Source organism: Bacillus sp. JJ722, assembly GCF_036963345.1.
Taxonomy (GTDB): Bacteria; Bacillota; Bacilli; order Bacillales; family DSM-1321; genus Bacillus_AD.
This window is the reverse complement of record NZ_JBALMO010000018.1, coordinates 30,751-55,710: the sequence shown is the minus strand read 5'-3', so window position 1 is coordinate 55,710 and position 24,960 is coordinate 30,751. Positions and strand designations below refer to the sequence as shown.

The window sequence follows — 24,960 nt, the reverse complement described above, 5'->3', positions numbered from 1 at the left end:
GAGAACCTAATATATGAGCGGAGAGACAAAAATATGAGCAGAGAATCAAACAATCAAGCCAAAAACAAAAAAGGTGTCCAATATATGGACACCTTTGTATTATAAGCCTTGTGCATCTTCATCATCTGAAGTTTGTGTATCATTATTTTCCTGTTGCTCTTGAGCCAGGTCTGAAGAGGAAGCAGTACTTGTTCCTTCTAAGTGAGATTTTAGGCTATCTTTTGTATCTTCTAAAGCTTCTTCATCAAGCTTGTAGTAATAAATATCATCGATGTACTCATCTTCACCTTTTAGTTGAATAGGTTCAATTTCTAATCCTTTATTCGTTAAGGCAAATGACATGTAAGCCTTCATTTGGCTGAAAGTCATATTCGTTTTCATGTTATCGCCAACGGCTTCTAAGACATCTGTATATTTTGTTAGAGAGGATGCTGATGTAGCTTTTGAAACGACAGCTTCGACCACTTCTTGTTGACGTTGGCCTCTTAGCATATCCGTATCTTGCTTACGTGTACGAGCGAAAGCTAGAGCTTCTTCACCATTAAGTGTTTGTCGTCCTTCTTCTAAATGGATGGCGTTATGACGATCTTCTGAGTCTTTTTCATACATTTCATAGGGTACATTCACTTCAATACCGCCTAATGCATCAACGATATCGATGAATGCATAGAAGTTTACTCGAACATAATAATCAATAGGGATATCTAATAAATTTTCAACTGTTTCAACTGTGCTTTTTGCGCCGTTCAGAGCATAAGCGTGATTAATTTTTGTATAGTCGCCTTTCTCTGGAACATACACATAAGAATCACGAGGTATGCTTAATAGTTTAACGGACTTATCTTTTTTATTAAATGTCGCTAGCATTAGCGCATCTGAGCGTGTAGCTTCATTAAAGTTACGGGTGTTACTATCATCTACACCGATGATTAATATAGAAGCATTTTCAACTTCGTTGGATAGTTCTGCAATGTTTTGATCTGTTCCATCTATTGATTCATACGAATTATTAGCAACTTCTTCTGCTTTATTATATAGGCTAGCTACATAGCCAACTCCGGCCAACATTAGAACTAATATCGGCGTTAAGATCAGAATGGCTAGTTTTTTTCGACTTTTTTTCTTCTTCGTAACGATATAAATCTTACGGTTCTCATGCATCGAGTTGTTCTCCTTTGTAATCTGTATCATGAAAAACAAGTACACTAAATTTCATTTTACCTTCTTTTTATGAGCTCGTAAAATAATAATTTATTTTGGTAGTTTACCATATTGTTTAATTATTTTGTTCTATGTGTAACATTCGTAATGAAAAAGAAACTTATAAGAAATTTAAAATCCAGATATTTACTTTTGTGATAGTGGCAAAAAAACGCCTCATTATGAGACGTTTTTGACTTATTTTTTTTTGTAATTTAAATGGTCTTGAAGTTCTTGTTTTGTTTTTTCTAATTCGGTTTCATCAGCGACGAAATACCATGCGCCGCTTGATCTGTCACCTTCGCCTTCTAATGTCAATGTTTGAATATCTTTAGAAGAGAAGCTTTTGAATTTTGTAGTAAAGGCAAGAAGGTCTGTTACCTTCAAGTTAGTTTCTACATTGTCTCCTACATGGCTTGCAATGTCGTCAATTTTTAAAAGGTTTTGTGGCTTAATGAGTGCATCAAATGATGCTTTTACAATTTCTTTTTGTCGATCAGCTCGACCGAAATCTCCGTTAGGGTCACGCTTACGCATTCTAGCATAGCCTAGTGCTTCTTCACCGTTTAATGTTTGTTTACCTTCTTCATAGTATATCTTTTCACGTGGGTATGTGTCCGTGTACTCCCAGAAATCAAATGGTACATCTACTGTTACTCCACCGATTTCATCAATGATGCTTTTGAACCCTTCGAAGTTCACGGTTGCATAGAAATCAATTGGAATATCAAGGAACTCTTCTACTGTTTCAATGGTTGAATCTTTACCATCATTATAGGAAGAATTTATTTTTGCATATTGATCTTTACTTGGAATGTAAACCTTTGTATCTCGAGGGATACTCATTAGCTTCATTGATTTAGAATCAGGATTGAATGTAGCGACCATAATTGAGTCTGCTCGTCCGCCTTTTCCACCAGATGCATAATCTTCTACACCTAACAAAAGAATAGAAGCCGGTTCCTTTCCAAACCGAACAGCTTCATCTCGCAATTTCGATTTTTCGCCACGAGAAAGCTCGTTGTACGAATTATTTGCAGCTTTTGTAGCTTCGTAAACGATGTAAGCAGCACAACCGCCTAACGCAAGCAATAAAATCATAAAGAAAAGAAGAACTTTTCTCCATCTTTTCTTTTTCCTTCTTACTTTTTTACTTCGAGTCTTTTCCATTATGTTTTCTCCTTATGGATTGTGTAAAGATATAGACGTTTGAACAAGCAATTAAGTTTCAATCAGTTCTTCGTGATATACTTGCTCTCCTTCACGTATTTCACATTGACCATTTGTTAATTCAATCATCCAAGAAGAAAATTGCTCCTTCTGAGGTTCTTCAACAAATGTAGAGATTTCAACCTTATCAAGGTAATTAATCTCTTTCAAGCCAAAGTGGGACGAGCGTAATTCATTTTCGAGTTTGCCTAACCATGTATAGTCAACGGTTGTGTGCATAACACGCATTAATTTTCTATTTACAATACCAGTTGCGTTTAAACCTTCTGAAGTAGATTTGCCATAGGCGCGAATTAATCCGCCACCACCAAGTTTAATACCTCCAAAATATCTAGTAACAACGACTACTGTGTCTTTTAACCCTTTTTTCTTTAGAACTTCTAGCATGGGGACACCTGCTGTTCCACTTGGTTCTCCATCATCATTCGCTTTTTGAATTTGATCATGTTCACCAATCATGTATGCTGAACAGTTATGGGTTGCATCCCAATGTTTTTTCTTTATTTTTTGGATAAAGGCTTGAGCCTCCTCTTCAGTGGTGACACGATCGACATAGGCTATAAAGCGTGATTTCTTGATGTCGATTTCGTGTTCACCATATCCTTTAACAGTAAGATATTCTTGAAGCATTCTTTACCTCCCTGACCTAAGCAATCTTTCATATGTAAATATAATTATTAAAATTAAATATTCAACTCTTTTATTATAATCTTCTTATTATTTACGGGCAATTATTCATTTTATGCTTGTGAAATGGAAAATGGTTCTTTATTATATCGAAATAACAAGAAGATGTAATCAAATTTTAATACTATTGTCCCAATAGAGTGCTATAATAAAAACTACCATGATAGTGTTATTGCGTTAAAGTGAGAAATTAGTGCAATATATTATCATTTATTTGCGAAATTGTTAATAATTAGGTTAATAGACGTATATGCATATAAAAGATTTCTTTATAATATAAGAAGTGATGTGAGATTGTACATATCGCCAAGGATAAAAAGACCATGAATTTCGATTTAGTGCAACAAATAAAGGGAACAAAAAATGAAGTAAAATAAAACTACATGAACGAATCAACAGTTTTATTTACTTTATGGGACTTATTAAGGTATTACAAAACTCTGCATTACACATCACTTGAGAAATAAGTTTGGTTAATATGGAGGAGTCCCAATGACCACCAACAAAAACAATATGAATATTGCGGATTTAGATCAAATTGTAGAAAAAATGGTTGAAACAGTAGGGAATAGTAAAGACGAGATTTATAAAATCGGAGAACAGAGTCGAAAAGAATTCTATTCTATTGCCAAAGAGCTTGAAATTTTAAAGAAACTTGTTTTACAAACGATTGAAAAGGGAGATGCACTAGAAATAAAAGATCGGCTTGCACGTAATCGTTTAGCAGAAGTAAAGAGCAATTTTACTAATTTTTCTGAAGAATATGTAGAACAAGTATATGATGTCGCAAGCTCTTTTCAACTAGAATTACACTCAACAAGACAGAAGGAAAAGGAACTTCGCACTCGTCGTGATGATTTAGCTCGTCGACTCATCGGTTTGAAAGAAACTATTGAACGTGCCGAATTTTTAGTTTCCCAAGTAAGTATTGTTTTTAACTTCTTAACTAGTGATTTAGTTAAGGTAGGAGATATGCTTAACGACGCTAAACGACATCAAGAATTCGGTTTCAAAATTATTGAAGCACAAGAGGAAGAGCGTAAACGCCTATCGAGAGAAATTCATGATGGTCCCGCTCAAATGATGGCTAACGTGATGATGCGATCTGATTTAATTGAACGAATCTTTCGCGAACGTGGAGTGGAAGAAGCGCTTGCTGAAATTCGAGATTTACGAAAAATGGTACATAGTGCTTTATATGAAGTGAGAAGAATTATTTACGATTTACGACCTATGGCATTAGATGACTTAGGTTTAGTACCCACACTGCGTAAATATTTACGTACAATTGAAGATTACACGAAAACGACAAAAATTGATCTTGTTACCATTAGACAAGACCTACGCTTACCAACTAAACTAGAAGTAGCATTATTTCGCTTAATTCAGGAGTCTGTACAAAATGCACTTAAGCATGCAGAGGCATTACTCGTTCAAGTAAAAATCGAGATTAAGCAAACAAATGTCATCGCTGTCATAAAGGATAATGGTAAAGGGTTTAACCCTAAAGAAACAAAAGATGGATCCTTTGGCCTTCTGGGAATGAAGGAGAGAGTAGAGCTCTTAAATGGTGAAATTACCATTGATTCTAGTGTGGGTAGTGGTACGCTTATTATGATTAATCTCCCTATTATGCAATAGGAGTAGAAGAAAAACAGTCAATAAACCTTACAGGATTATAAAAATTAAGTTGAACTAGAATTAGGGAGGGGAAGCAGTTGACTACAAGCATCATTATAATTGACGATCATCAACTATTTCGCGAAGGTGTCAAAAGGATTTTAGAATTTGAATCTACGTTTGAGGTAGTTGCTGAGGGTGACGATGGTAACGAAGCAGTTGGCTTAGTAGAAACATACAGTCCGGATGTGGTTATTATGGATATAAATATGCCACAATTAAATGGAGTAGAAGCTACGAAACAGTTAGTGCGTCAATTTCCTAACACGAAAGTAATCATTTTATCTATACATGATGATGAAAACTATGTACAACACGCTTTGAAAACAGGAGCAAGCGGTTATTTACTAAAAGAAATGGATTCAGATGCATTAATTCAAGCTGTCAAAGTAGTAGCTGATGGTGGTTCTTATTTACACCCTCGTGTAACGCATAATTTAGTGAAAGAATATAGAAGACTAGCATCGGATTCATTTGGTGAAAGTGCAGCTTCCAATGCAACAGAAATAAGAAGACCTTTACACTTGTTAACAAGAAGAGAATGTGAAGTTCTACAATTATTAGCGGATGGTCAAAGCAATCGTACAATTGGTGAAACATTATTTATTTCTGAGAAAACGGTTAAAAACCATGTAAGTAATATTTTACAAAAAATGAATGTAAACGACCGTACACAAGCCGTTGTTCTAGCTATTAAGAACGGCTGGGTTGAAGTTAAATAAAGATTAGTGATAAGGGATGCGATGATACAGTTGCATCTCTTTTTTTTGCCTTATTCAATGGAAACGAAATGAGTAAAATGCAATTAATAAGTAGATAATGTAAACAAATTAATAACTAAAAATACAGTAAACTAACATTTTAATGCAAATTTATGCAATATCATATAAAATGGTTAATATGATTCGAAAGAAGAAATTATCTTATAAGGTAGGTACTATTTTATGAAAACGGCAGTTGTTACGGATAGTACAGCGTATATCCCGAAAACGTTGCGCGACAAACTTAACATACATATGATTCCGTTAAGTGTAGTCTTTGGAACAGAATCTTATAGAGAAGAAATTGACATAACAGCAAATGAGTTCTTTGAGGAAATCAAAAAAGAAGATAAGTTACCTACAACATCACAACCTTCAGTAGGAATGTTTGTACAAACATTTGAAGAATTAACTAAAGAATATGATGCAGTTATCTGTATACATTTATCAAGTGGTATAAGTGGCACATTCCAAGGTGCTGTATCTGCAGGAGAAATGGTGGAAGGAATCGATGTTCATTGCTTCGATTCTGAAATCAGTTGTAGAATTCAAGGGTTTTACGTATTGGAAGCGGCAAGAATGGCACAAAATGGTGAAGCGCCTGAACGCATCATGGAGCGACTTGAGGAAATTAAGAAGTCAGTTAGAGCTTACTTCATGGTTGATGATTTATCGAATCTTCAACGTGGCGGACGCCTAAGCAGTGCGCAAGCTCTAATTGGAAGCTTACTACAAGTAAAGCCAGTTCTTCACTTTCAAGAAAAGGTAATCGTACCTTTTGAAAAAATTAGAACACGTAAAAAAGCTCTTAAAAGAATCATTGACCTTTTCGAGGAAGATGCAAAAACAGGAGTTCCTATGGAAGCTGTTGTCATTCACGCTTGTCGAGAAGAAGAAGCAATAGAACTGAAAGAAGAATTAGCGGCTAAATATCCAAATGTTGAATTTGATATTAGCTATTTCGGACCTGTTATAGGTACTCACTTAGGTGAAGGTGCTATGGGAATAGGTTGGTATAAGAAATAATAAAGTGGGGCTGTTCGAAATTGATTGAAAATCACTTTCGAACGCCCTTTTTTGCTTTAACCCTTCGTTATAGGTTACGAGAAATTTGTTATGCTTGCTGAATATGTTGAAAATGCCTTCCTTTGGCGCTTTTGGGAAAAGATGAAATTTCATGTATATGAAAAAGGAATGATTCCTTTTTTGTCGAAATAACAATCAAACATAAAAGGAGGCGTTTATCATTTTTCCTCAATCCGTATCATTCCGAATCGATTCCAAGTCGATCCATTCACAATATCCTCTCTCACCATCTCTCCAACAATTACTCTATGGAAAAGCCTTACTTCAAGATGAAATAGACAAGCGGTTTAATTTAGATGAACATTATCAACACGGATACATCGGTTATATACCAGCAGTTGATCAAGAAGGTAACAAATATATATGTAGACGATGTGGTATGGAAGACCCGTTTTACTTCTATAGTTATCCTTGTGCGCGATGTCAGAAAGAGTGTGTGTACTGCCGAAGCTGTATTATGATGGGGAAATCTCAAACTTGTTCAAAGCTGGTTGTTTGGACGGGACCATCCGTTGTTTTTCTAAAAACGAATCAACACTTAAATTGGCAAGGAGAGCTATCAGACGGACAGCGCGTAGCATCGGGTCGTGTTGTTGAAGCTGCCCAGCAAAATATAGAATGTCTAACTTGGGCCGTATGCGTAGCCCGTCATGAATACATAAAAATTAAAAACACCAATTAATTATGATGTTATCGTTGTCTACTTGAATCTCTTTAATTAAACTATTCATTAATACTTGTTTCTCTTTAAACTCTAATGTATCAAACGGTATAATCATATCTCTTAGCATCTCATCAGTGATATGAAAGTCAGATTCTTTTTGCTTATTCATTTCTGTTAAAAGGTGTTGCTTTTCTTCATTGTATTTATTTATCTTTTTATCAAGTGCTTCTTTAGAAATTGATTCCTCGGCATACAACTCTATTACACGTTCAATTTTACTGTTTATAGAATTTAGTAATTTATTGTAGTCAATTTTGTTTTGTTCTTTTTTCTTCTTTTTAGATTTTTCTATTGAAATTGATTTTAATTCGTTAATAATAATTTCTTCCAAATTCCCTCGATTCCAAATTTTATTCATACACTTTTCATCAAATTCGTAAGGAAAACGTCTTGCTTTGCAAATGTAATAATAGTATTTATGTTTCTCTTTTGATGAGGGACCTGTTCCAGTACTATAAGATAGATATTGCTCACCACAACATTTACATCTAATTAAGCCCGTTAGAAGGCTTTTCTTAGCTTTCTGGGAGTTATGTCCTTTATGACGGTCTATAAGCTTCTGCACCTCTTCAAATTGCTTAGAAGATATTATAGGGGTGTGTTGCCCATCATAAAGTTGTCCAGAGAAAGTAATCTTACCTACATACAACGGGTTTCTTAAAATATCTCTATATCTTCTAAATCTCCATACATTAAATCCTTCATTTTTTAAAGCCTTTTGAACTTTAGTTATTGAGTGATACTGCTCATACAAATCATATGTTCTCTGTATATGTTTAGCTTCATCTTCTTTGACAATTAATTTTCCTTCAACTCTCGCATATCCCGTTGGATCGTAATCTCCTCCCATGCTTCTCAAACCATTTTCAGCTCTTTTAATAAGTCCCATTTTCATTCTTTCGGCTATTGTTTCACGTTCAAGTTGTGCGAATACAGATAGAATGCCTATCATTGCTTTCCCAAAAGGTGTAGTAGTATCAAGTGTTTCTGTTATTGATACAAAATCAACATTGTTTTTCAGAAAGTGGTCTTCAATTAATTCTAATGTATCTTTTTGAGACCGAGATAATCTGTCTAGTTTATAAACTACTACTGCATCAAATTCTTTCATATCTCTTAACATTCTTTGTAGGTCGGGACGATCTGTTGTAGATCCTGAAAATCCACCATCAATATAAGTATCATAAATCAACCAGTTTTTAGCCTTACAGTATGCTTCTAAGCGTTCTTGCTGTGACTCTATACTGTAATTTTCTACTTGATCTTGAGTACTGACACGGATATATAACGCAGCTCTAATCATTGTCTAAAATCTCCTTTTAAAATTTCACATCTATTGGCGCCATATACCAAACTAATTTACCTTTGATGCAGATTGGAGTATATTCTAATTCTTCTGGAGTGAAAAATTGAGTTTTATGGATAGGATTGTAACTTTCTGGTTCTAAGGCAATTCCATCTTGAAATTTAAAAAACCTCTTTAATGTAGCTTCATATCCATTAACTGCAACAACTGCAATATCACTATTAATTACTTCTTGTGATGGATCAATTAAAGCAAGAGCATTATTTGGAATAACTTTATTCATACTATCACCCGCAATTTTCACCATGAATGCATCAGGATAACGATCAGCTATTTCTATAGGTATATTAATCCATTCTTTTACTTCAATCATTTCAATAGGGATTCCAGCAGCAATACGACCATAAAGAGGTACAGATTTACATTTGCTTTCTAGATCTGATGCTTTGATGTTAGTTTTTTTAAGTTGTTCTATTACGTTTGATTCTTCAATAATATTGCTTTTTAATATTCCAAAATGATCCGCAATTTTTTGTATAGCTCCCATTCTTGGTTCTTTTATTCCGTTCTCCCAAGTTGATACAGCTTTATCCGATACACCTGCTATTTCTGCTAAATCTTTCTGTGATAAGTGATGTTTTTCTCTTAATTTCTTTATATTTTTCCCTATGCTCACAATTGTTCCCTCCGATTAATTTATATTCTTAATATAAACTAAAAGTAGAATATTATCAACATAATAGTGAAATAATTCTACTTTCGGATATATTGTTTCAAAAAACAGAAGATTTTATACTAAATATCGTTGACATTCTACTTTTTGTAGAATATTATTGATTTGTGATACGAAAGAATCGAGGTGAGACAGATGATTATCACTTTAAAACAAGCAAGATTAATTCGAGGTTTAACTCAAAAAGAATTGGCAAAGAACATTGGTGTACACGTTCAAACATACCGTAAAATGGAAACTCATCCTAATGATGTTACCATCGGTGAAGCGAAAAAAATTTGCAGTATCTTAGATGTAGATTACAATAGTATTTTTTTTGGTGGTGAATCTACTTTAGGTAGAGTTGAAGGAATGTAGATTCTACTTAAGATTCAGAAAGGAGAACGAAAATTATTGAAATATAAAGATGAAATTGAAATTGTAGGAATAAAAATTAGTGGTTATGTTTTGCAAGTACCTCCTAAATTGTCAGAGTTTCTAAATAGCTCTGACATATGGAAGTACGAAAAAGGTTCATCTAATAAGGAAAATCCAAATTTAGAGAATTACAACAAGAAGATCAGTTTCGAAAATGGTCAGTTAAAAACATATCTTACTTTTAAAGGTAACTCTGCTAAAAGTAGTGTTAAAGCAGTTTCATAAAAATTGAAAGGAAGTGAGGTTAAAACATGGGCCTTAATGCATTAAAGAGGTTTTTAAATGAAACAGATGCATTATTCAACTTGCAAAATGAGATCATCAAGGACAAGCTTGCGCTTGGAATAAATGGTTTAGAGTGGTTGGTTTTAAATAACCATGCTGATGTGGATGACAAAGAAACACTTGAAATGATAATTCGAACAATTAAAAGGTGCAATAAAGATGTCAATCAACTTTTTAAAGATTCAATTGTTATGAGTCAAGATGAGTTCAATGACACACACGAAGTTAATTGGTGGATGACAATTGACAGTGCGTTAAAACATCTATCTGTATTAAGAGTTCAAGATTACGATAAGTATTTAAATTTTTTACAAGAAACATATCAAACGGAGGTAGCAAAATGAAAATTATTGCTGGTGAATGGTTAATCCTAACAGATTCAGAAAAACAAAAAAGAATCTTTGCTGCTGTTACTCCAACATACAAAGGGGTGAATAAGCAATGACAGGTGAACCAGTTTTAATGATGAACATTGACGGTACTCTTTATCCAGTTGCTATGACTGAAAAACAATACTGGTTGTTTAAGAGAACCGTCACGATTATAGCACCAATAACAGTTCTTAAGGAGCATCCGATAGGAAAAGCCGTAAATTTGTTAGACAAAAAATAGACCACTCGGCAAAGTGGCCATCAAAAAACATTAATCACAAATAATATAGCATGAAATGTGGTGATTTTCATTAAATTATTTCCACACCAGGAACGAGCATTGAATGAAACCTATGAAAATGACCGTGTTGCCTACTATTTAGATATGGGACTAGGTAAGACGTTTGTCGGTTCTGAAAAAATGTGGGAGCTAAATACACCATGCAATCTATTAGTTTGTCAAAAGTCAAAGATAGATGATTGGAAACAGCATTTTGAAGATCACTATGACTACAAAGTAATAGTATTTGATAAACAAAATATGAAAGACATTCCACCTGAAAGTGTACTCATTATTAATTACGACAAAGTTTGGCGTAGACCTGAACTTCTCAAATTAAAAGATTTCACGCTAATGCTGGACGAATCTTCAATGATTAAAAATGAGTCATCTAATAGAAGTAAATTCATTCTAAAGCTTAGTACTAAGAATGTAATTTTACTATCTGGAACACCGACAGGTGGGAAATATGAAGAGTTATGGAGCCAGCTTCATTTATTAGGTTGGAACATTACAAAAAAATTATTTATGAAACAGTTTGTAGTCCAGGAATGGGACGATAGAAATCAAAAGTTTGTCATTACTGGTTATAAAAATGTGGACCGATTAAAAGCGAAGTTAAGAGAACACGGTTCTATTTTTATGAAAACTGAAGAAGTATTTGATTTACCAAATATTAATGAGCAAGTTGTAAAAATACCTTGTACCAAACAATATAACGAATTTGCCAAACATCACATTATTGAAATTGGTGAAGAGTTATTAATTGGAGATACGGCAGCAAGCAAGAAATTATATTTACGCCAGCTGTCAGGAGCCTATAACGAAAATAAGCTGCAGTATATCAAGGATCTAATTGATAGCACAAATGACAGGATTATTATTTTCTACAACTTTAAGAAGGAATATGAAGCCTTAACCGAACTCATCGATAAACCAATATCTACAGTGAACGGTGATTTGAAAGATTTATCAGCTTATGAAAATCATGAAAATAGTATCACTCTGATCCAATACCAGGCTGGAGCAATGGGGTTGAACCTGCAGAAAGCCAATAAGATTGTTTATTTTACTCTTACTGATAAAAGTGAGCTCTTTGAACAAAGCAAGAAAAGGATTCACCGTATTGGCCAAGATAGACCGTGTTTTTACTTCTATCTATTAACTGTAGGTTCGATAGAGTGGCGCATGTTGGAAGTATTGAAAGAGCGTAAGGATTACACTGACGCGTTATTTGAAAAGGAGGAAATGTAAGTGACACTGCAAGATGTTGGTTTAATTAAACAAGTAACAAAAGAAGCACGAGAAAAATTTGAAAGTAATGTTCTAGAAAGTAAGGAATTTAAAGACCTAGTAAGAGGGATTGAATTGAGAGCTGAATCAGGTTTTTCGACTTTTAAATATGCTTATGTAGGCGATGAACCACGAATACTTGGTTGGTTTTCAAAGCAGTTAAAAAGTAAAGGCTATACCGTTACAGATACTCGTGGTGGATATGGTTTCACTGTTAGTTGGGAGTAATGGTTAATAAAAACAATTTATTTTATAAAAATGGAGGAAATGGAATGAAAAAGAAGCTTTCGTTATTGTCAATCGTTGCATTAGCAACAACATTAGTGGCTTGTGAAGTTGAAGAGGAATACATCAATTACAAGGATGAAGAGTTACCAGTATCAGAGGTTGAAGAAAAAATTGCAGATGAGTTGGAAGTGGAAAATTCCGATTTAGATATGGAAGTTGATATTTATGAAGAGGTTGAAGATTAATAAACAATTATTTTATGAAAATGGAGGAAATCAAAATGAGTAATGAACTACAAGCATTTGAAAATAAGCACATGATGTTAATGGCAAATGTAGCGCAGCATGTACAACAGGAACAATTATTAAAGGAAAAAACAAAGAAGTTGAAGGAAGAGTTAGGCGCAGCAATGGACGAGTTTGGCGTAACTTCCATCGATAACGAGTTTGTAAAAATTACTCGTGTAAAAGGAAGTACATCCACAACGCTAGATGCTACAAAACTTAAAAACAGCGAGCCGAAGTTATTTGGTGAATTATTAGGCGATTATCCGAAGGTTACGAATCGAAGTGCCAGCGTAACGATCAAGGTGAAGTAAATGCGTGAAAGTCAATTTCAAGCAAAGGTCATAAAATTTCTGAAAGAACATGATGTTTGGCATGTGAAATATTGGGCTGGTAGTCAATACACCAAAGAAGGTATTCCGGATATTTTAGCTTGCATCGATGGAACTTTTCATGGAATAGAGCTGAAAACGAATGTTGGTACACCTAGTAAATTACAACTCTATAACATTCGAAAAATAAATGATTCCGGTGGACAGGCCTATATTTTAAGACCGAAGGACTTTGATTCCTGGAAAGCGAGGTGGTTCGGTTGACACAGTACTCTTATTCGCGAGTGTCACTATTCAATGATTGTCCTTATCATTTTAAGTTGCGTTACATCGATAAACTCACAGAGCTTTCAAAATACGATGCTGATAGTCCATTAATTATTGGACATGCTCTGCACACCGGAATAGAGCACGATGTTAAAACAGCATTGGATGAATATTATAATGCTTTGCCAGTAATGACCAATGCTACCGTGGAAGAAGCAATGAAACTAGAAATCTTAATTCCTAAAGTGAAAGAGTTCTTAGATAAGAACTTCGGAGATTGTGAGTTAATCCATGAATACAAAATTGACCATCCAAATTACATCGGATATGTAGATTTACTTGTACAGGCGCCAGATGGAACATGTATGGTGATAGATTTCAAATACTCAAACAACATAAAGAATTATCTTGATAGTGGCCAATTGCATATCTACAGGGACTATCTGCAGCAAGATGGTTTTGATGTTAAAAGACTAGCATATTTATTTGTTCCGAAGACAAGTATTCGTCAAAAAAATGATGAGGATTTATTTCAATTTCGGAAACGATTAGTTCAGACAGTTGAAGAATCAACATTAACATTCGTTCCGATTGAATTTGATGAAATGGAAACAATCTATTTTCAAAACAGTATTTACAAGATTGAAGAAGCCAAAGATTACCCACGAAATACAAGTGGTAAATGCTTCAGTTGCAATCCTAAATTTAGACCAAGTTATTTAGAAGTTATCGAAAATGAAAAGGGAGAGATTGAAATGGTACTACCTAAAAATGAACGTCGTGAGAGAAAAATTGATACTAAGCCGGATTTGTGGATTTACGCAGATAGTTATGTTGGAAAATCTACATTTGTGGATCAAGTGGAAAATGTTCTATTCCTGAATACGGATGGTAACACAGATAATACAACGGCACCCGTAATTTCTATTAAAGATATAGTAACTAAGGCTGGACGTGTTACTAATCGAAAATTAGCTTGGGATTTGTTCCTGGATTCAATCAGTGAATTAGAAACTGATGACAATGATTTTGAAGCAGTTGCGCTGGACCTAGTTGAAGATATTTATGAGCACTGCAGAGTGTATGTTTTTGATAAGAACGGATGGGAACATGAGTCTGATGGTAACTACGGTAAAGGGTGGTCAAAAGTTACCACTGAATTTAATAACGCTATAAAGCGATTGAAATCTTTAGGTTATCAATTAATTTATATCAGTAAAGAAAAGGTTGAAGAAATTACTCTTAAAGGTGGATCTAAACGCACGACATTTAAACCGAACATCAATGATAAGGTTGCAAACTTTTTAACTGGTACAGTCGATTTAACTTTACGTGCATTTGTAAACTCAGATGATGAAAGATTTCTGCAGCTTGCTAAAAAACAAAATGTATTTGGTGGTGGTCGATTTGATTTCCAAGTAGAAACCATTCCACTAGAAATGAATGCATTTTTAGAAGAGTTAACTGCAGCACAAGAAAATAAAGCTAGTAAAACAAAAGAAAAGCCTAAGCGATCACCACGTAAAAAGAAAGATGATGAGGATTCAGTCGAGGAAGAAACAAAGGTAAGTCAGACTACCAAAGAAGTTGAAGATGAAGTTGAAGATGAAGCAGTCACAGAAGAAAAGCCAAAACGTCAACGTCGTAATCGTAAATCTGAAGAGGAACAAACTGAAGATAAACCAGCTGAAGAGGAAAAACCGAAACGTCAGCGACGTACACGAAATGCACAGGAAGATGAGACACCACCAGGTGAAGAGGAATCTGCAGGTGAACAAGAAGAAGCTCCAAAACGTCGTAGAAGAACGAGAGGTGAAAAATAATGGCGGTAAAAGAACTTAGTACAAAGGAACAGCATTATGCTGATACTCGTGAAGAAGCAGAAGAAATTGTAACAGAAGCAAAGGAAGACGTGTATTTAACATCATTCAAAATCAGTGAAAAGCACAATAAGTACGGTACTTACTTTTTGGTTGATTTAGCGTTCAGTTACAACACACCACGTGAAATTATGGAAACGGCAACTTCAAAACCAGTTGATGAAGAAAATACAGATCCACCGCATGAAGGTGTTCCATACACCGTAGAGGATGGCGTAGTTTCAATTAACAACAATCAGGAGGATGATGAATAATGGCAGAAAAACAATTTAATTGGGATAAGTTTGATAAAAAAGTTGATCTAGAAGCATTAGCTGAAGATGTGAAAGAAGTAGAAGAAAATGGTGGCGGAGGATATGAATCACTTCCACCAGGGCGATATGAAGTTGAAGTTGAAAAATTGGAATTAACCGAATCAAAAAAAGGCGATCCAATGCTAACAATTTGGTTTAAAGTTATTGCTGGTGAATACGAAAAGAATCGTATCTTTTATAACAAAGTTATGCAACCACAGAACGATAAAGCATTTGGATTACAGGTTCATCAAAATAATGAAATGCTTCGAGCTTTATGGGATTGTGAAAAAGATGATGTTAAGTTTACTAGCTTCAAAGATTATGCTGATTTAGTGCTTGATATACATGAGGATATTGACGGTCAATTTGAATATCTTCTAGAAATAGATCAGAACAAGGATGGCTTTGACACGTTTGAGATTGTTGAAATATTTGAAGTTGAATAAGTGAATATGGGGGAGCTTTCGGGCTCCCTTTTATATTAGAAAAGGGTGATTATAAATGGTTAGTCCATTGCAAGAAATAGCAAAAATTTCACACCATGTACCTTTAGAAGCCTTACAAGATATTAACCAGCGTATAAGTGATTGGATTGCATCTGGAGGAAAAGAAGATGATCCATATATTCAACAGCAATTACGATATGCAAGAAGGTTTGTAAAGGATGATATTGTGAAATGACTTATCAAGCATATTGCCCGAGATGTCAATATGTTGTTTATTCTCAGAAGTATTGGGCTTCAAAAGATAAATTTAAATATAAATTTTCATGTACGTGTGGTTGTAATTTTTATCTTGATAAAGAGTTCGCTAATAAGGTGTGATATTAATTGCTTTTCTATGACTTTGAAGTATTTGCCCAGGATTGGTTAGTGGTCATTACAGATACAGTAGACCAATCAGAAAAAGTATTTGTTAATGATGAAATAGGTTTAATAAAGTATTACAACGAACACAAGAATGATATTTGGATAGGATACAATTCCCGTCACTATGACCAATACATTTTAAAAGCAATTTTATGTGGTTTTACACCACAAGAAATAAACAATTGGATTATAGTAAAAAATCAACCAGGTTGGAAGTTTTACAAAGACTTCTGGAAAATAAAACTTTACAACTTTGATGTAATGACAAATAAATTTCGTTCTTTAAAACAATTAGAAGGGTTTCAAGGCCATGATATTCGTGAAACATCAGTTTCGTTTGATACAGTACGTAAATTGAATGATGATGAGATCCAAGAAGTAATTGATTACTGTACACATGATGTTCATGAAACGATGCACATTTTCATGGAAACTATTACAGAATTTGAATCACAGATTGAATTACTTAAAATGTTTAACCTTCCAATACGTAATATTTCTAAAACAAAAGCGCAATTAAGTGCCGTGATCCTGGAAGCAAAACAACCTTCTACTCCAAGATTTGATGAGTTTGATTTTTCTTTTCCGCCTACATTGCAGATTAATAAGTATACAGAAGTCCTGGATTTCTACAAGGAAAACAAAGATTATGACAAAGTATTCGAGATAGATGTTGCCGGTGTACCACATATTTTCGCTTGGGGTGGCTTGCATGGAGCAAGAAGCAACTATTTTGGTACTGGCCATTTCATTAATATAGATGTGGCCAGTTATTATCCAGCATTAATGATTGAGTACGATTACTTAAGTAGGAACGTAAAGAACCCTGAAAAGTTCAGTGAAATACGAGATACTCGATTGAAATACAAGGCTGCTAAAGATAAACGCCAGGCACCACTTAAAATTGTCATTAATGGGACATATGGGGCAATGAAAGATAAATACAACGGACTTTATGATCCACTTATGGCCAACAATGTTTGTATAGGTGGAATGACATTGCTACTAGATTTAATCGAAAAGCTTGAACCACATTGTCAGATTATCCAATCTAATACAGATGGTGTACTAGTTAAGCTATACCATGAAGATGATTACGATTTAATCGATGACATTTGTTATGAGTGGGAACAACGTACAAAAATGGAATTAGAGTTTGATGAATTCGTAAAGGTTATTCAGAAAGACGTTAACAATTATATTTTGGTAGATGCAGATGGGAAATACAAATCAAAAGGTGCATACGTTAAAAAGCTTAACAGTCTAGATAATGATTTACCGATTGTTAACGAAGCTATTGTGAATTGGTTTGTAAAAGGTATCGATCCAGAAGAAACGATTTTTAGTTGTAAAGAACTTATTAAGTTCCAAAAGATCGTAAAGATTAGTAGTAAATATGATTATGCAAGATACGGAACGAGAAGATTGTATGAGAAAGTATTTCGTTTATTTGCAAGCATAGATGAAAACGATAAAGAGTTACGTAAAGTAAAAAACGGTGTTGATGAAAAAATAGCATACACTCCGGAGCGATGTTTTATTGTGAATGAAGATGTAAGTGATAAAAAAATACCACTCAAGTTAGATTATTGGTGGTATTGGGATTTAGCAGTTAAGAGAATTAATGATTTTATAGGGGAAAGGTAAAACCATCCTCAAAAGGATGGTTGAACAACCTATTTCTTTAATTTTTCTACAGTGGATGAAACAAAATTTCTAACAGATTGAATTTTATTCTTCTGTTCAAGTTTATAAATTTTTTCATCAAGTATTAATTCAATTGCAAGTTTGACATCGGGGAATAGAGATAGACATTCTTCTTCAGTTAACTCATGTATTCCTTTACTCAAAATACTATACAATTGTCTATTTTCAACAAGAATGGGAGGTAGTTGATTTGCTAACATCTTAATTTTTTCATCCATCTTAGATTGTTGAAAAACAGTATTGTCAAATGATGGTTCTTTTAGTGCTTCTTGTCTACACTCTTCAATAAGGTTTTCAAAAATTCTACGTAAGTAGACAAATGAACCAGCACCGATTCCATGGGAATATAGTCCAATAGCTTTAGAAAAATCACGATAGTCATTTTTTAAGATTTTTCGATACTTATCAATAGAGTGAATTTCTAAAGAGGCAATAGAAGGGAATTGTCCAATCTTTGTCATTTCATTGTTGAAAATTCGAAAAATGAATGAATATAAATGTGATTCATCCCTTTGACATTTAAAGTGGAAATCTAAAGGATTTGGGGAAGAAGTGAATCTATTCATCCTTATATCTGGATCATCATCCAAATATTTTACGACTTGTCGGTTATTTAAATAAAATTTAAATGTAGAATCCTTTTTACATTCAATACAATAACAATCAAATTGTATGTTATGGCGTTCATTAATAAATTTTTCTAATTCAAGAAAGCTAGTTTCATCAAAAGGAACAGGTTCGTATAATCCGAGTTGTAGTAAAAGATAATTTGAATCTAATTTGCTTGGCATAATTTATCCCTTCTAAGTGTTTTTACTTTTAGTATAACAAATTATAAAGGTAATCTTTTAAAAAAATAGTAAATTTTAGAGCGAATAGTAGGTGATTAACATTTATAAAGGATACCTCAAAGGAAATGGAAAACATGCATCCAGTAAGTTTAAAGATGGAGCTAAACTATTATCCTATCACACAGCAAGAAAAGAAGATTCATTCGTTGGTATTTTAGAAGATGACTATATCATGGTGGATGTCGATGACGTAGATGAAGCAGAGATACTTCTGGATATTATAGAAGATAAAAAAATTAAATGTTCCGTATTAGAAACCACTAATGGCATGCACTTTTATTTTAAAGGCTATGATATAACAGCCAATAAAATAAAATGGTTTTCTAATATTGGTATACCTTGTGATTACAAATTAGGAATTAAAAATACTGCCGATCCACTTAAAATAGATGGGAAAACGCGCAAATGGTTAAAGAAATCAACGGAACATGAGCCACTTCCAAAATGGCTATATCCGTACCATAAGAAAAACCCTAACCTTACTAAACTATCAGATGGTGATGGTCGTAACGACAAGCTTTTCACTTACATCTTAAAAATGCAGTCGCAAGGTATGGCCAAGAATGATATTAAAGATACAATCTCTATCATTAACAATTACATCTTAGAAGATCCAGTTGAACAATCCGAATTAAATGTAATAATACGTGATGATGCATTCATGAAAGAGTCTTTTTTTGTAAAAGGCTCGTTCCAACATGAGAAATTTGGGGATTTTCTTATTAATGAACATCACATATGTAAGATTACTAATATCCTTCACATTTATACGGAAGGTGTATATTCGGATAAGCAAGAAGACATTGAAGGTGCAATGATTAAGCACATTCCTTCATTAAAAAGGATGCAGCGACAAGAAACGTTAGCATACCTGCAGCTAAAAGCAAAAGATAAAAACTTTTCGCCTACTCAATATGTTGTTATGAAAAATGGCGTATTTAATCTAGAAACTTGGCAATTAGAAGATTTTACACCGGAGATTATTACTAGAAATAAAATACCTATTGCGTACGTAAAAGATGCTTATCATGAGGTCACTGATAAAACGTTCAACAAAATTGCAGTTAATGATAATAAGGTCCGTGCGATTATGGAAGAAATATTGGGCTATATCCTGTTTAGGAGAAATGAGTTTGCTGCAACATTTATCTTAACTGGTGACGGTAGTAATGGTAAATCTTCTTACTTGAAAATAATACGCAAGTTAATAGGTTCGGATAATGCTTCATCACTAGATTTGAATGAATTAGATCAGCGTTTTAAAACGGCCGAGTTATTCGGGAAGTTGGCGAACATCGGTGATGATATTGGAAAAGGTTATATTAAAGATTCATCGATCTTTAAAAAACTATCTACCGGAGAAACACTAAACGTTGAACGTAAAGGTAAAGATCCATTTGATTTCACTAACTATGCAAAATTAATCTTTAGTGCTAATGAAATGCCACGTATTAATGATTTTAGTGATGGTCTTGGTAGACGTCTTCAAATTGTTCCGTTTAAAGCGAAATTCACACCAAATGATGAAGACTATGATCCATTTATTACTGATAAATTGTTATCTAATGAATCGATGCAATATGTTCTAAATCTTGCTTTGAAAAGTTTAAAGAGATTACTTACTAATAAGAAATTCACTAAATCAAAAGCAGTTGAAAATGAGCTAATTAAATACCAGGAAGATAATAACCCTATCATTAGCTTTGTTAACAATGAAGACGTGGAATTAGAACGTAGTGTTGTTGGTGATGTTTATCTGCAGTACAAAGTGTATTGTACAGAGAATGGGTATCAAGCCGTTAGTAATATTAGTTTTAGCAAGCAAGTGAAGCAGTTGTTTGGATTAACATCAGTGCAACAGAAGGTTGATGGAAAGAACAAAAGAATCTTTATTGATGAGTAATTTTTTTTCGCGCTTGACCAAAATTCGGTCAAATAGGAAAAACGAGCGTAGATGTATCAAGGGATGGTCAAACATGCGTGACCGAATTTTGGTCACGAAATCAGCGTTTTTAGTGACTGTTTTGACCCTTTTTATTAAAAAATAAGGTAAAATGCGTTACCTGTTACCTTATCTGCTACCTATAAAAACCCATTTATATCAAGGGTTTGACGTGTATCGGTAACAGGTAACAGATTTTTTAACTTCTTTTTATAAATATATATTATTAATAATAAAAAAATTATTATATAAAAGAAATTTAGGGGGTAAATGCGTTACCTTTTAACTTTGAAAATGTAATAAACCCAGTCGTATCAAGGACTCAAGGCGGTAACAGATGGTAACAGATAGTAACGCATTTTACTCTAAAAAAGGTGGGTGAATCATCATTTGTTTGACTGGCTGAAAGATTATCAGAAATTAGAAGAAGAGATTGCATATTTAGAACACAATCTTGAACGAACAAAACGTGAGTTAAAACGATGGGAATTAGGTGATTTATCTGTAATTAAATTAACTGCAGATTCAGACGGTGCAAAAGTAGAAGATCGTATTGAAGCAATGGAATATGAATTAGCTCATAAGATGAATGATATGTACGATCTAATGATATTGATTAGCAAGTTCAAAGGACTTGATAACAAAATATTAAAGTTAAAATATGTAGATGGTTTAACTTTAAATGAAATAGCCGAGCAAGTGAACTATAGTGCTAGTCATATAAAGAAGAAACATGCTGAGTTAATAAGGTTATTAAAATTCATCGATGAAGAGGGTATCATTTAGGTTCACTCCTAAATAGTATCGCACCTATTGAAAAAATGGATTATAGTAATAGCATAGAAAACGTTATACACATGACACTTTTATAAATGTGTTTTATATAGATGAAAGCATCTCATACGAGGTGCTTTTTATTATGTCCATAAGGATGTGATCAAGATGAAAGTAAGTGAATTGATTAGTCCAGATGTTATTAAAAAGTTAAAGCCCATTAAGGTTAAAGAGAAGCTTACTACTAGAGAATGGGAAAACATAATGGGCAAGAATCGAGATACTTATACAAGAAAAAATGGAGCCGTTAGGAGGAAATAAGAATGATTATTGAAACACGTAAAACAGCACAAGGAACTGAGTACTGGGACAATGATGAAAAGAGATCATTATTTGTACCTGCAGGTGAAAAACCTAACTTTGAAGTTACTGAAAATCCTAATAGTATGATAATGGGTATGGATTTAGCAAACAGTAAAGATGTAACTGCAGTAAACGGAAAAGTTATCGATGCGGAAATTAACCTAGATAATATGAATGCTGAACAGTTACTTTCATTTGCTAAACAAAATGACATCGATGTACCAGGTAAGTTAAAGAAAGAAGAAACGATTCGGGAATTTATCGTTGAACAATTAACGACTGATGCACAGTGAAGTATTGCGGTGAGCAAGGTTGCAAGACATTAATTAGTAAAGGTCGTTATTGTGAGAGCCATAAGCGAAGAAGTAGAAAGGCAAAGCAATCAAAGTATAAATCGTTCTACAATACGCAAGCATGGCGTGATCTAAAAGCATACTGTTATCAACGTGACGGTGGGCGATGTGTTGAATGTAAAAAGTTTGTCTTCGGTAAATGGGCACAGCATCATCATAAGATACCGATCCAAGTAAGACCGGACTTGAAACTAGTCGAGGACAATGTTGTTACCGTTTGTCCTAGTTGCCATACCATCTTGGAACAAGAGTGTGACAAACAATATAATCATTTAAATAAAAAAAATAACAATTATAAATCATTCAATTGGAAAGTTTAGCCCCCCTATCAAAAACACGTTTTTTTGCTTTTACGGAAGACCGGATACAACATAAAAACGCGCGACTCAAAAAATTTTTTCGTGAAAAATTCAATACTACAAACTAGGAGGTGAGTAGGTTGGCGAGACCAAGAAACCCAAATCGTGATAAAGCTTTTGATATTTTTAAAGAGCATGATGGTGATATTCAAAACCGTGTCATTGCTGAAATGTTGGACGTTCCTGAAAAGACAATTTCGAATTGGAAAAGTCGTGATAGATGGTTAGAAAACTTAGACGATGAAGTTTGTAGTACTACAAAAAAGAAACGTAGTACTACGAATAAGAAAACTATCAAGAAAGATATTCGTATTGAGACACGAAAACGGATAATTGATGCTCTGATCGAAGCTGGAACCTATTCACCAGCCCTTGATTTGTTGATTGAACTATATTTGGATGCGTATGAAGAATACCAATTGCTTAAGGTGAACGATGAAGATACAGAAAAGCTTAGAAAAGAGTTAGCTAAATTACTTGGTCAACTTGGTTTAGATGGAAAAAACAAAGACCTCATCAAAAAGAATGGTGTACTTTTGGAAAAAGGTGATGAAGAGAAGGAAAATGAAAAAGTGCCAGATACTAATGAAAATAGTAAGTTAGTTGAATTTAGGCAAAGAAGGATGAGAGGGTAGTTTATGATTGATTTTGAAGTAAACTATGCTGATGAGTTTGTAAAAGAGTTTGATGATAACCCGAAATCTTATCCAGATACCGTTAAGCTTGGTGTAAAGCGTTACAAACGGTGGAAAAAGCGAAAAGATATATTTTGGGATAATGATAAAGCAAACGATATGCTTTTTTTTACCGAGACATTTTTAAAACATGCAAAAGGTAAATGGGCCGGGCAACCATTAATTTTAGAATCATGGCAGAAATTTTTCTTTGCAAATATTTATGGTTGGCAAAAATATAATGAAGATGGTAAAGCTGTGCGTGTTATTCGTACGGCTTATTTGCAAGTTCCAAAGAAAAACGGAAAAACAATAATGGGTGGTTCACCTGTTATTTATGGAATGTATGGTGAGGGTGTTCGTGGTGCTGATATTTATATATCTGCCAATACTTTCGAACAATGTCAGAATGCTGCTATTCCAATTGGGTTAACTATTGAAAATAGCCCTGACTTGCGTCCAGGTACTCGGATTTATAAGGGCAAAGAAGATACCGTTCGTTCCGTGAAGTATACGTTTGTTGAAGACGGTTTGAAATATGCAAACACTTTAAAGGTATTGACCAAAGATAATGCAGGAAATGAAGGTAAAAACCCATACATTAATTACTTTGATGAAGTTCATGCTCAAATGGATCGCGAGCAATATGATAACTTGCGTTCTGCACAAGTAGCTCAAGAAGAACCACTAAACATTATTACTTCGACAGCCGGGAAGCAGCCAGGTTCTTTAGGAGCGCAAATTCACACATATGGAAAAAAGGTCTTAAAAGATGATAAAGATGATTCATGGTTTGTGATGATCTATGAGCCGAACAAAAAATATGATTGGGAAGATCGCGAAGTTTGGAAAATGGTTAACCCGAATATTGGCGTTTCGGTTAGTATGGAGTTTCTTAATAATGCTTTTTTAGAAGCTCAGAATAATAGTTTTAATCGTGCAGAATTTTTGTCAAAGCATCTAAACGTTTTTGTTAATTACGCAGAAACATACTTTGAAAAAGATCAATTGGATAAAATGCTGGTAAACTCTTTAGGTGATGTCGAAGGTTTGACATGTGTAATTGGTGTTGATTTATCAAGGCGTACTGATTTGACTTGTGTTTCAATTAATATTCCAACTTTTGATGATGAAGGAGACTCACTATTAAAAGTAAAGCAAATGTATTTCATTCCGGAGTTTGGTATTGAAGAAAAGGAGCAGCAACGTAATATACCATATAGGGAATTAGCTAAACTTGGATTTGTTACTCTTTGTCCTGGTAAAACGGTTGATGAAGATATGGTAAATGAATATGTTGAATGGGTATTTGAATACTTTGATTTACGCCAAATAAATTATGATCCTGCACTTGCAGAAAAGCTTGTTGAAAAGTGGGAAATGCTTGGTATAACCTGTATTGAGGTTCCACAATATCCAACCCATATGAATGAACCATTTGACGATTTTGAGGTTCTTTTATTACAAGACAAAGTAGTGACAGATAACCAACTACTTATTTTTTGTGCTTCAAATGCAAAGATTGTAACGAACATTAACAATCTAAAAGCTCCATCTAAACGAAAAAGTCCAGAACATATAGATGGATTTGTGGCCATGTTAATCGGACATAAAGAAACATTGAATATGATGGATGAAAGTATTGATGGCATGGATGATTTAATCAGTGATATTTATAGATAAACACGAACAAAATTAACTTATAGGATCCAAAAACATTCGTTAATG

At 33.9% G+C, this 24,960-nt stretch carries 30 protein-coding genes and 1 pseudogene; 25 read left to right on the top strand and 6 right to left on the bottom strand.

What is annotated here, in order from left to right; all coding sequences use genetic code 11:
* Positions 1-99: 99 nt before the first annotated feature.
* The 3 genes from V7014_RS02960 to V7014_RS02950 all read right to left on the bottom strand — a co-directional run bounded on the left by V7014_RS02960 (position 100) and on the right by V7014_RS02950 (position 3,060).
* Positions 100-1,161 carry an LCP family protein gene (locus V7014_RS02960; RefSeq protein ID WP_335504012.1) on the bottom strand — a complete coding sequence of 354 codons (1,062 nt, stop codon included), beginning with the start codon at positions 1,159-1,161 and terminating at the stop codon, positions 100-102.
* 237 nt (positions 1,162-1,398) lie between these two features.
* Complete coding sequence (locus V7014_RS02955; RefSeq protein ID WP_335504010.1) at positions 1,399-2,370, bottom strand: LCP family protein; 972 nt, start codon at positions 2,368-2,370, stop codon at positions 1,399-1,401.
* Between the two features lie 51 nt (positions 2,371-2,421).
* The gene (locus V7014_RS02950) at positions 2,422-3,060 is read right to left on the bottom strand and encodes a YigZ family protein (RefSeq protein ID WP_335504008.1); all 639 of its coding nucleotides are present in this window, start codon (positions 3,058-3,060) and stop codon (positions 2,422-2,424) included.
* Positions 3,061-3,609: 549 nt separating this feature from the next.
* Between V7014_RS02950 and V7014_RS02945 the strand changes: the two genes are divergently transcribed.
* From V7014_RS02945 to V7014_RS02935, 3 genes are all read left to right on the top strand, one after another.
* On the top strand, positions 3,610-4,758 hold the full coding sequence (locus V7014_RS02945; RefSeq protein WP_335504007.1) for a sensor histidine kinase: 1,149 nt from the start codon (positions 3,610-3,612) through the stop codon (positions 4,756-4,758).
* A 77-nt stretch (positions 4,759-4,835) separates the two neighbouring features.
* On the top strand, positions 4,836-5,519 hold the full coding sequence (locus V7014_RS02940) for a response regulator transcription factor (RefSeq protein ID WP_335504005.1): 684 nt from the start codon (positions 4,836-4,838) through the stop codon (positions 5,517-5,519).
* 222 nt (positions 5,520-5,741) lie between these two features.
* A complete protein-coding gene (locus V7014_RS02935; RefSeq protein WP_335504003.1) occupies positions 5,742-6,584 on the top strand; it encodes a DegV family protein in 843 nt (280 codons plus the stop codon).
* A 725-nt stretch (positions 6,585-7,309) separates the two neighbouring features.
* Here the strand turns inward: V7014_RS02935 and V7014_RS02930 are convergent.
* Entirely contained in the window at positions 7,310-8,671 is a 1,362-nt protein-coding gene (locus tag V7014_RS02930; RefSeq protein ID WP_335504001.1) for a recombinase family protein, read from the bottom strand.
* A gap of 16 nt (positions 8,672-8,687) precedes the next feature.
* Positions 8,688-9,350: a helix-turn-helix domain-containing protein gene (locus tag V7014_RS02925; RefSeq protein ID WP_335503999.1), complete on the bottom strand. Its 663-nt coding sequence runs from the start codon at positions 9,348-9,350 to the stop codon at positions 8,688-8,690.
* A gap of 192 nt (positions 9,351-9,542) precedes the next feature.
* Between V7014_RS02925 and V7014_RS02920 the strand changes: the two genes are divergently transcribed.
* From V7014_RS02920 to V7014_RS02855, 14 genes are all read left to right on the top strand, one after another.
* The gene (locus tag V7014_RS02920) at positions 9,543-9,764 is read left to right on the top strand and encodes a helix-turn-helix transcriptional regulator (protein WP_335504028.1); all 222 of its coding nucleotides are present in this window, start codon (positions 9,543-9,545) and stop codon (positions 9,762-9,764) included.
* A 36-nt stretch (positions 9,765-9,800) separates the two neighbouring features.
* On the top strand, positions 9,801-10,049 hold the full coding sequence (locus tag V7014_RS02915) for a hypothetical protein (protein ID WP_335503997.1): 249 nt from the start codon (positions 9,801-9,803) through the stop codon (positions 10,047-10,049).
* A 26-nt stretch (positions 10,050-10,075) separates the two neighbouring features.
* A complete protein-coding gene (locus tag V7014_RS02910) occupies positions 10,076-10,453 on the top strand; it encodes a hypothetical protein (RefSeq protein ID WP_335503996.1) in 378 nt (125 codons plus the stop codon).
* 97 nt (positions 10,454-10,550) lie between these two features.
* Entirely contained in the window at positions 10,551-10,721 is a 171-nt protein-coding gene (locus V7014_RS02905) for a hypothetical protein (protein WP_335503994.1), read from the top strand.
* A 69-nt stretch (positions 10,722-10,790) separates the two neighbouring features.
* Positions 10,791-12,014 (top strand): DEAD/DEAH box helicase, encoded by a 1,224-nt coding sequence (locus V7014_RS02900; protein ID WP_335504026.1) that lies wholly within the window; start codon positions 10,791-10,793, stop codon positions 12,012-12,014.
* The gene (locus V7014_RS02895; protein WP_335503992.1) at positions 12,015-12,281 is read left to right on the top strand and encodes a hypothetical protein; all 267 of its coding nucleotides are present in this window, start codon (positions 12,015-12,017) and stop codon (positions 12,279-12,281) included.
* Positions 12,282-12,325: 44 nt separating this feature from the next.
* Positions 12,326-12,526 (top strand): hypothetical protein, encoded by a 201-nt coding sequence (locus V7014_RS02890; RefSeq protein WP_335503990.1) that lies wholly within the window; start codon positions 12,326-12,328, stop codon positions 12,524-12,526.
* Between the two features lie 35 nt (positions 12,527-12,561).
* Positions 12,562-12,879: a hypothetical protein gene (locus V7014_RS02885; RefSeq protein ID WP_335503988.1), complete on the top strand. Its 318-nt coding sequence runs from the start codon at positions 12,562-12,564 to the stop codon at positions 12,877-12,879.
* The gene (locus V7014_RS02880; RefSeq protein ID WP_335503986.1) at positions 12,880-13,161 is read left to right on the top strand and encodes a VRR-NUC domain-containing protein; all 282 of its coding nucleotides are present in this window, start codon (positions 12,880-12,882) and stop codon (positions 13,159-13,161) included. It abuts the gene before it with no gap.
* Positions 13,158-14,987 carry an AAA family ATPase gene (locus tag V7014_RS02875; protein ID WP_335503984.1) on the top strand — a complete coding sequence of 610 codons (1,830 nt, stop codon included), beginning with the start codon at positions 13,158-13,160 and terminating at the stop codon, positions 14,985-14,987. Before V7014_RS02880 ends, V7014_RS02875 begins: the two co-directional genes overlap by 4 nt.
* Positions 14,987-15,298 (top strand): organic solvent tolerance protein OstA, encoded by a 312-nt coding sequence (locus V7014_RS02870; RefSeq protein WP_335503982.1) that lies wholly within the window; start codon positions 14,987-14,989, stop codon positions 15,296-15,298. Before V7014_RS02875 ends, V7014_RS02870 begins: the two co-directional genes overlap by 1 nt.
* Entirely contained in the window at positions 15,298-15,786 is a 489-nt protein-coding gene (locus V7014_RS02865) for a DUF669 domain-containing protein (protein WP_335503980.1), read from the top strand. Before V7014_RS02870 ends, V7014_RS02865 begins: the two co-directional genes overlap by 1 nt.
* A 55-nt stretch (positions 15,787-15,841) precedes the next feature.
* The gene (locus tag V7014_RS02860; RefSeq protein ID WP_335503978.1) at positions 15,842-16,021 is read left to right on the top strand and encodes a DUF6877 family protein; all 180 of its coding nucleotides are present in this window, start codon (positions 15,842-15,844) and stop codon (positions 16,019-16,021) included.
* 149 nt (positions 16,022-16,170) lie between these two features.
* The gene (locus tag V7014_RS02855; RefSeq protein ID WP_335503976.1) at positions 16,171-17,856 is read left to right on the top strand and encodes a hypothetical protein; all 1,686 of its coding nucleotides are present in this window, start codon (positions 16,171-16,173) and stop codon (positions 17,854-17,856) included.
* A gap of 29 nt (positions 17,857-17,885) precedes the next feature.
* On the opposite strand, the gene V7014_RS02850 is transcribed toward V7014_RS02855, so the two are convergent.
* Complete coding sequence (locus V7014_RS02850; RefSeq protein ID WP_335503974.1) at positions 17,886-18,707, bottom strand: hypothetical protein; 822 nt, start codon at positions 18,705-18,707, stop codon at positions 17,886-17,888.
* A 100-nt stretch (positions 18,708-18,807) separates the two neighbouring features.
* On the opposite strand from V7014_RS02850, the gene V7014_RS02845 reads away from it, so the two are divergent.
* The 8 genes and pseudogenes from V7014_RS02845 (at position 18,808) to V7014_RS02815 (ending at position 24,915) form a co-directional block, all read left to right on the top strand.
* On the top strand, positions 18,808-20,670 hold the full coding sequence (locus V7014_RS02845) for a DNA primase family protein (protein ID WP_335504024.1): 1,863 nt from the start codon (positions 18,808-18,810) through the stop codon (positions 20,668-20,670).
* 429 nt (positions 20,671-21,099) lie between these two features.
* Positions 21,100-21,495, top strand: coding sequence for an ECF-type sigma factor (locus V7014_RS02840; RefSeq protein ID WP_335504023.1), 396 nt, complete (start codon positions 21,100-21,102; stop codon positions 21,493-21,495).
* Between the two features lie 156 nt (positions 21,496-21,651).
* Positions 21,652-21,804 carry a hypothetical protein gene (locus V7014_RS02835; protein WP_335503972.1) on the top strand — a complete coding sequence of 51 codons (153 nt, stop codon included), beginning with the start codon at positions 21,652-21,654 and terminating at the stop codon, positions 21,802-21,804.
* A 2-nt stretch (positions 21,805-21,806) separates the two neighbouring features.
* Positions 21,807-22,139 carry a hypothetical protein gene (locus V7014_RS02830; RefSeq protein ID WP_335503970.1) on the top strand — a complete coding sequence of 111 codons (333 nt, stop codon included), beginning with the start codon at positions 21,807-21,809 and terminating at the stop codon, positions 22,137-22,139.
* Positions 22,136-22,519 (top strand): HNH endonuclease, encoded by a 384-nt coding sequence (locus tag V7014_RS02825; RefSeq protein WP_335503968.1) that lies wholly within the window; start codon positions 22,136-22,138, stop codon positions 22,517-22,519. The genes V7014_RS02830 and V7014_RS02825 overlap by 4 nt, the downstream gene beginning before the upstream one ends.
* A gap of 110 nt (positions 22,520-22,629) precedes the next feature.
* Positions 22,630-22,782 (top strand): annotated as a pseudogene (locus V7014_RS27160) (phage terminase small subunit-related protein); the annotation flags it as partial.
* Between the two features lie 69 nt (positions 22,783-22,851).
* Positions 22,852-23,193, top strand: coding sequence for a hypothetical protein (locus V7014_RS27155; protein ID WP_438824854.1), 342 nt, complete (start codon positions 22,852-22,854; stop codon positions 23,191-23,193).
* A 3-nt stretch (positions 23,194-23,196) separates the two neighbouring features.
* Positions 23,197-24,915: a terminase large subunit gene (locus V7014_RS02815; RefSeq protein WP_335503964.1), complete on the top strand. Its 1,719-nt coding sequence runs from the start codon at positions 23,197-23,199 to the stop codon at positions 24,913-24,915.
* The last annotated feature ends 45 nt before the right edge of the window (positions 24,916-24,960 follow it).

Bases quoted from the DNA above. Each gene is read 5' to 3' on its own strand.
- V7014_RS02960 (WP_335504012.1), bottom strand. From the start codon at position 1,161: ATGCATGAGAACCGTAAGATTTATATCGTTACGAAGAAGAAAAAAAGT.
- V7014_RS02955 (WP_335504010.1), bottom strand. From the start codon at position 2,370: ATGGAAAAGACTCGAAGTAAAAAAGTAAGAAGGAAAAAGAAAAGATGG.
- V7014_RS02950 (WP_335504008.1), bottom strand. From the start codon at position 3,060: ATGCTTCAAGAATATCTTACTGTTAAAGGATATGGTGAACACGAAATC.
- V7014_RS02945 (WP_335504007.1), top strand. From the start codon at position 3,610: ATGACCACCAACAAAAACAATATGAATATTGCGGATTTAGATCAAATT.
- V7014_RS02935 (WP_335504003.1), top strand. From the start codon at position 5,742: ATGAAAACGGCAGTTGTTACGGATAGTACAGCGTATATCCCGAAAACG.
- V7014_RS02930 (WP_335504001.1), bottom strand. From the start codon at position 8,671: ATGATTAGAGCTGCGTTATATATCCGTGTCAGTACTCAAGATCAAGTA.
- V7014_RS02920 (WP_335504028.1), top strand. From the start codon at position 9,543: ATGATTATCACTTTAAAACAAGCAAGATTAATTCGAGGTTTAACTCAA.
- V7014_RS02910 (WP_335503996.1), top strand. From the start codon at position 10,076: ATGGGCCTTAATGCATTAAAGAGGTTTTTAAATGAAACAGATGCATTA.
- V7014_RS02905 (WP_335503994.1), top strand. From the start codon at position 10,551: ATGACAGGTGAACCAGTTTTAATGATGAACATTGACGGTACTCTTTAT.
- V7014_RS02890 (WP_335503990.1), top strand. From the start codon at position 12,326: ATGAAAAAGAAGCTTTCGTTATTGTCAATCGTTGCATTAGCAACAACA.
- V7014_RS02885 (WP_335503988.1), top strand. From the start codon at position 12,562: ATGAGTAATGAACTACAAGCATTTGAAAATAAGCACATGATGTTAATG.
- V7014_RS02880 (WP_335503986.1), top strand. From the start codon at position 12,880: ATGCGTGAAAGTCAATTTCAAGCAAAGGTCATAAAATTTCTGAAAGAA.
- V7014_RS02870 (WP_335503982.1), top strand. From the start codon at position 14,987: ATGGCGGTAAAAGAACTTAGTACAAAGGAACAGCATTATGCTGATACT.
- V7014_RS02865 (WP_335503980.1), top strand. From the start codon at position 15,298: ATGGCAGAAAAACAATTTAATTGGGATAAGTTTGATAAAAAAGTTGAT.
- V7014_RS02860 (WP_335503978.1), top strand. From the start codon at position 15,842: ATGGTTAGTCCATTGCAAGAAATAGCAAAAATTTCACACCATGTACCT.
- V7014_RS02850 (WP_335503974.1), bottom strand. From the start codon at position 18,707: ATGCCAAGCAAATTAGATTCAAATTATCTTTTACTACAACTCGGATTA.
- V7014_RS02835 (WP_335503972.1), top strand. From the start codon at position 21,652: ATGAAAGTAAGTGAATTGATTAGTCCAGATGTTATTAAAAAGTTAAAG.
- V7014_RS02830 (WP_335503970.1), top strand. From the start codon at position 21,807: ATGATTATTGAAACACGTAAAACAGCACAAGGAACTGAGTACTGGGAC.
- V7014_RS02815 (WP_335503964.1), top strand. From the start codon at position 23,197: ATGATTGATTTTGAAGTAAACTATGCTGATGAGTTTGTAAAAGAGTTT.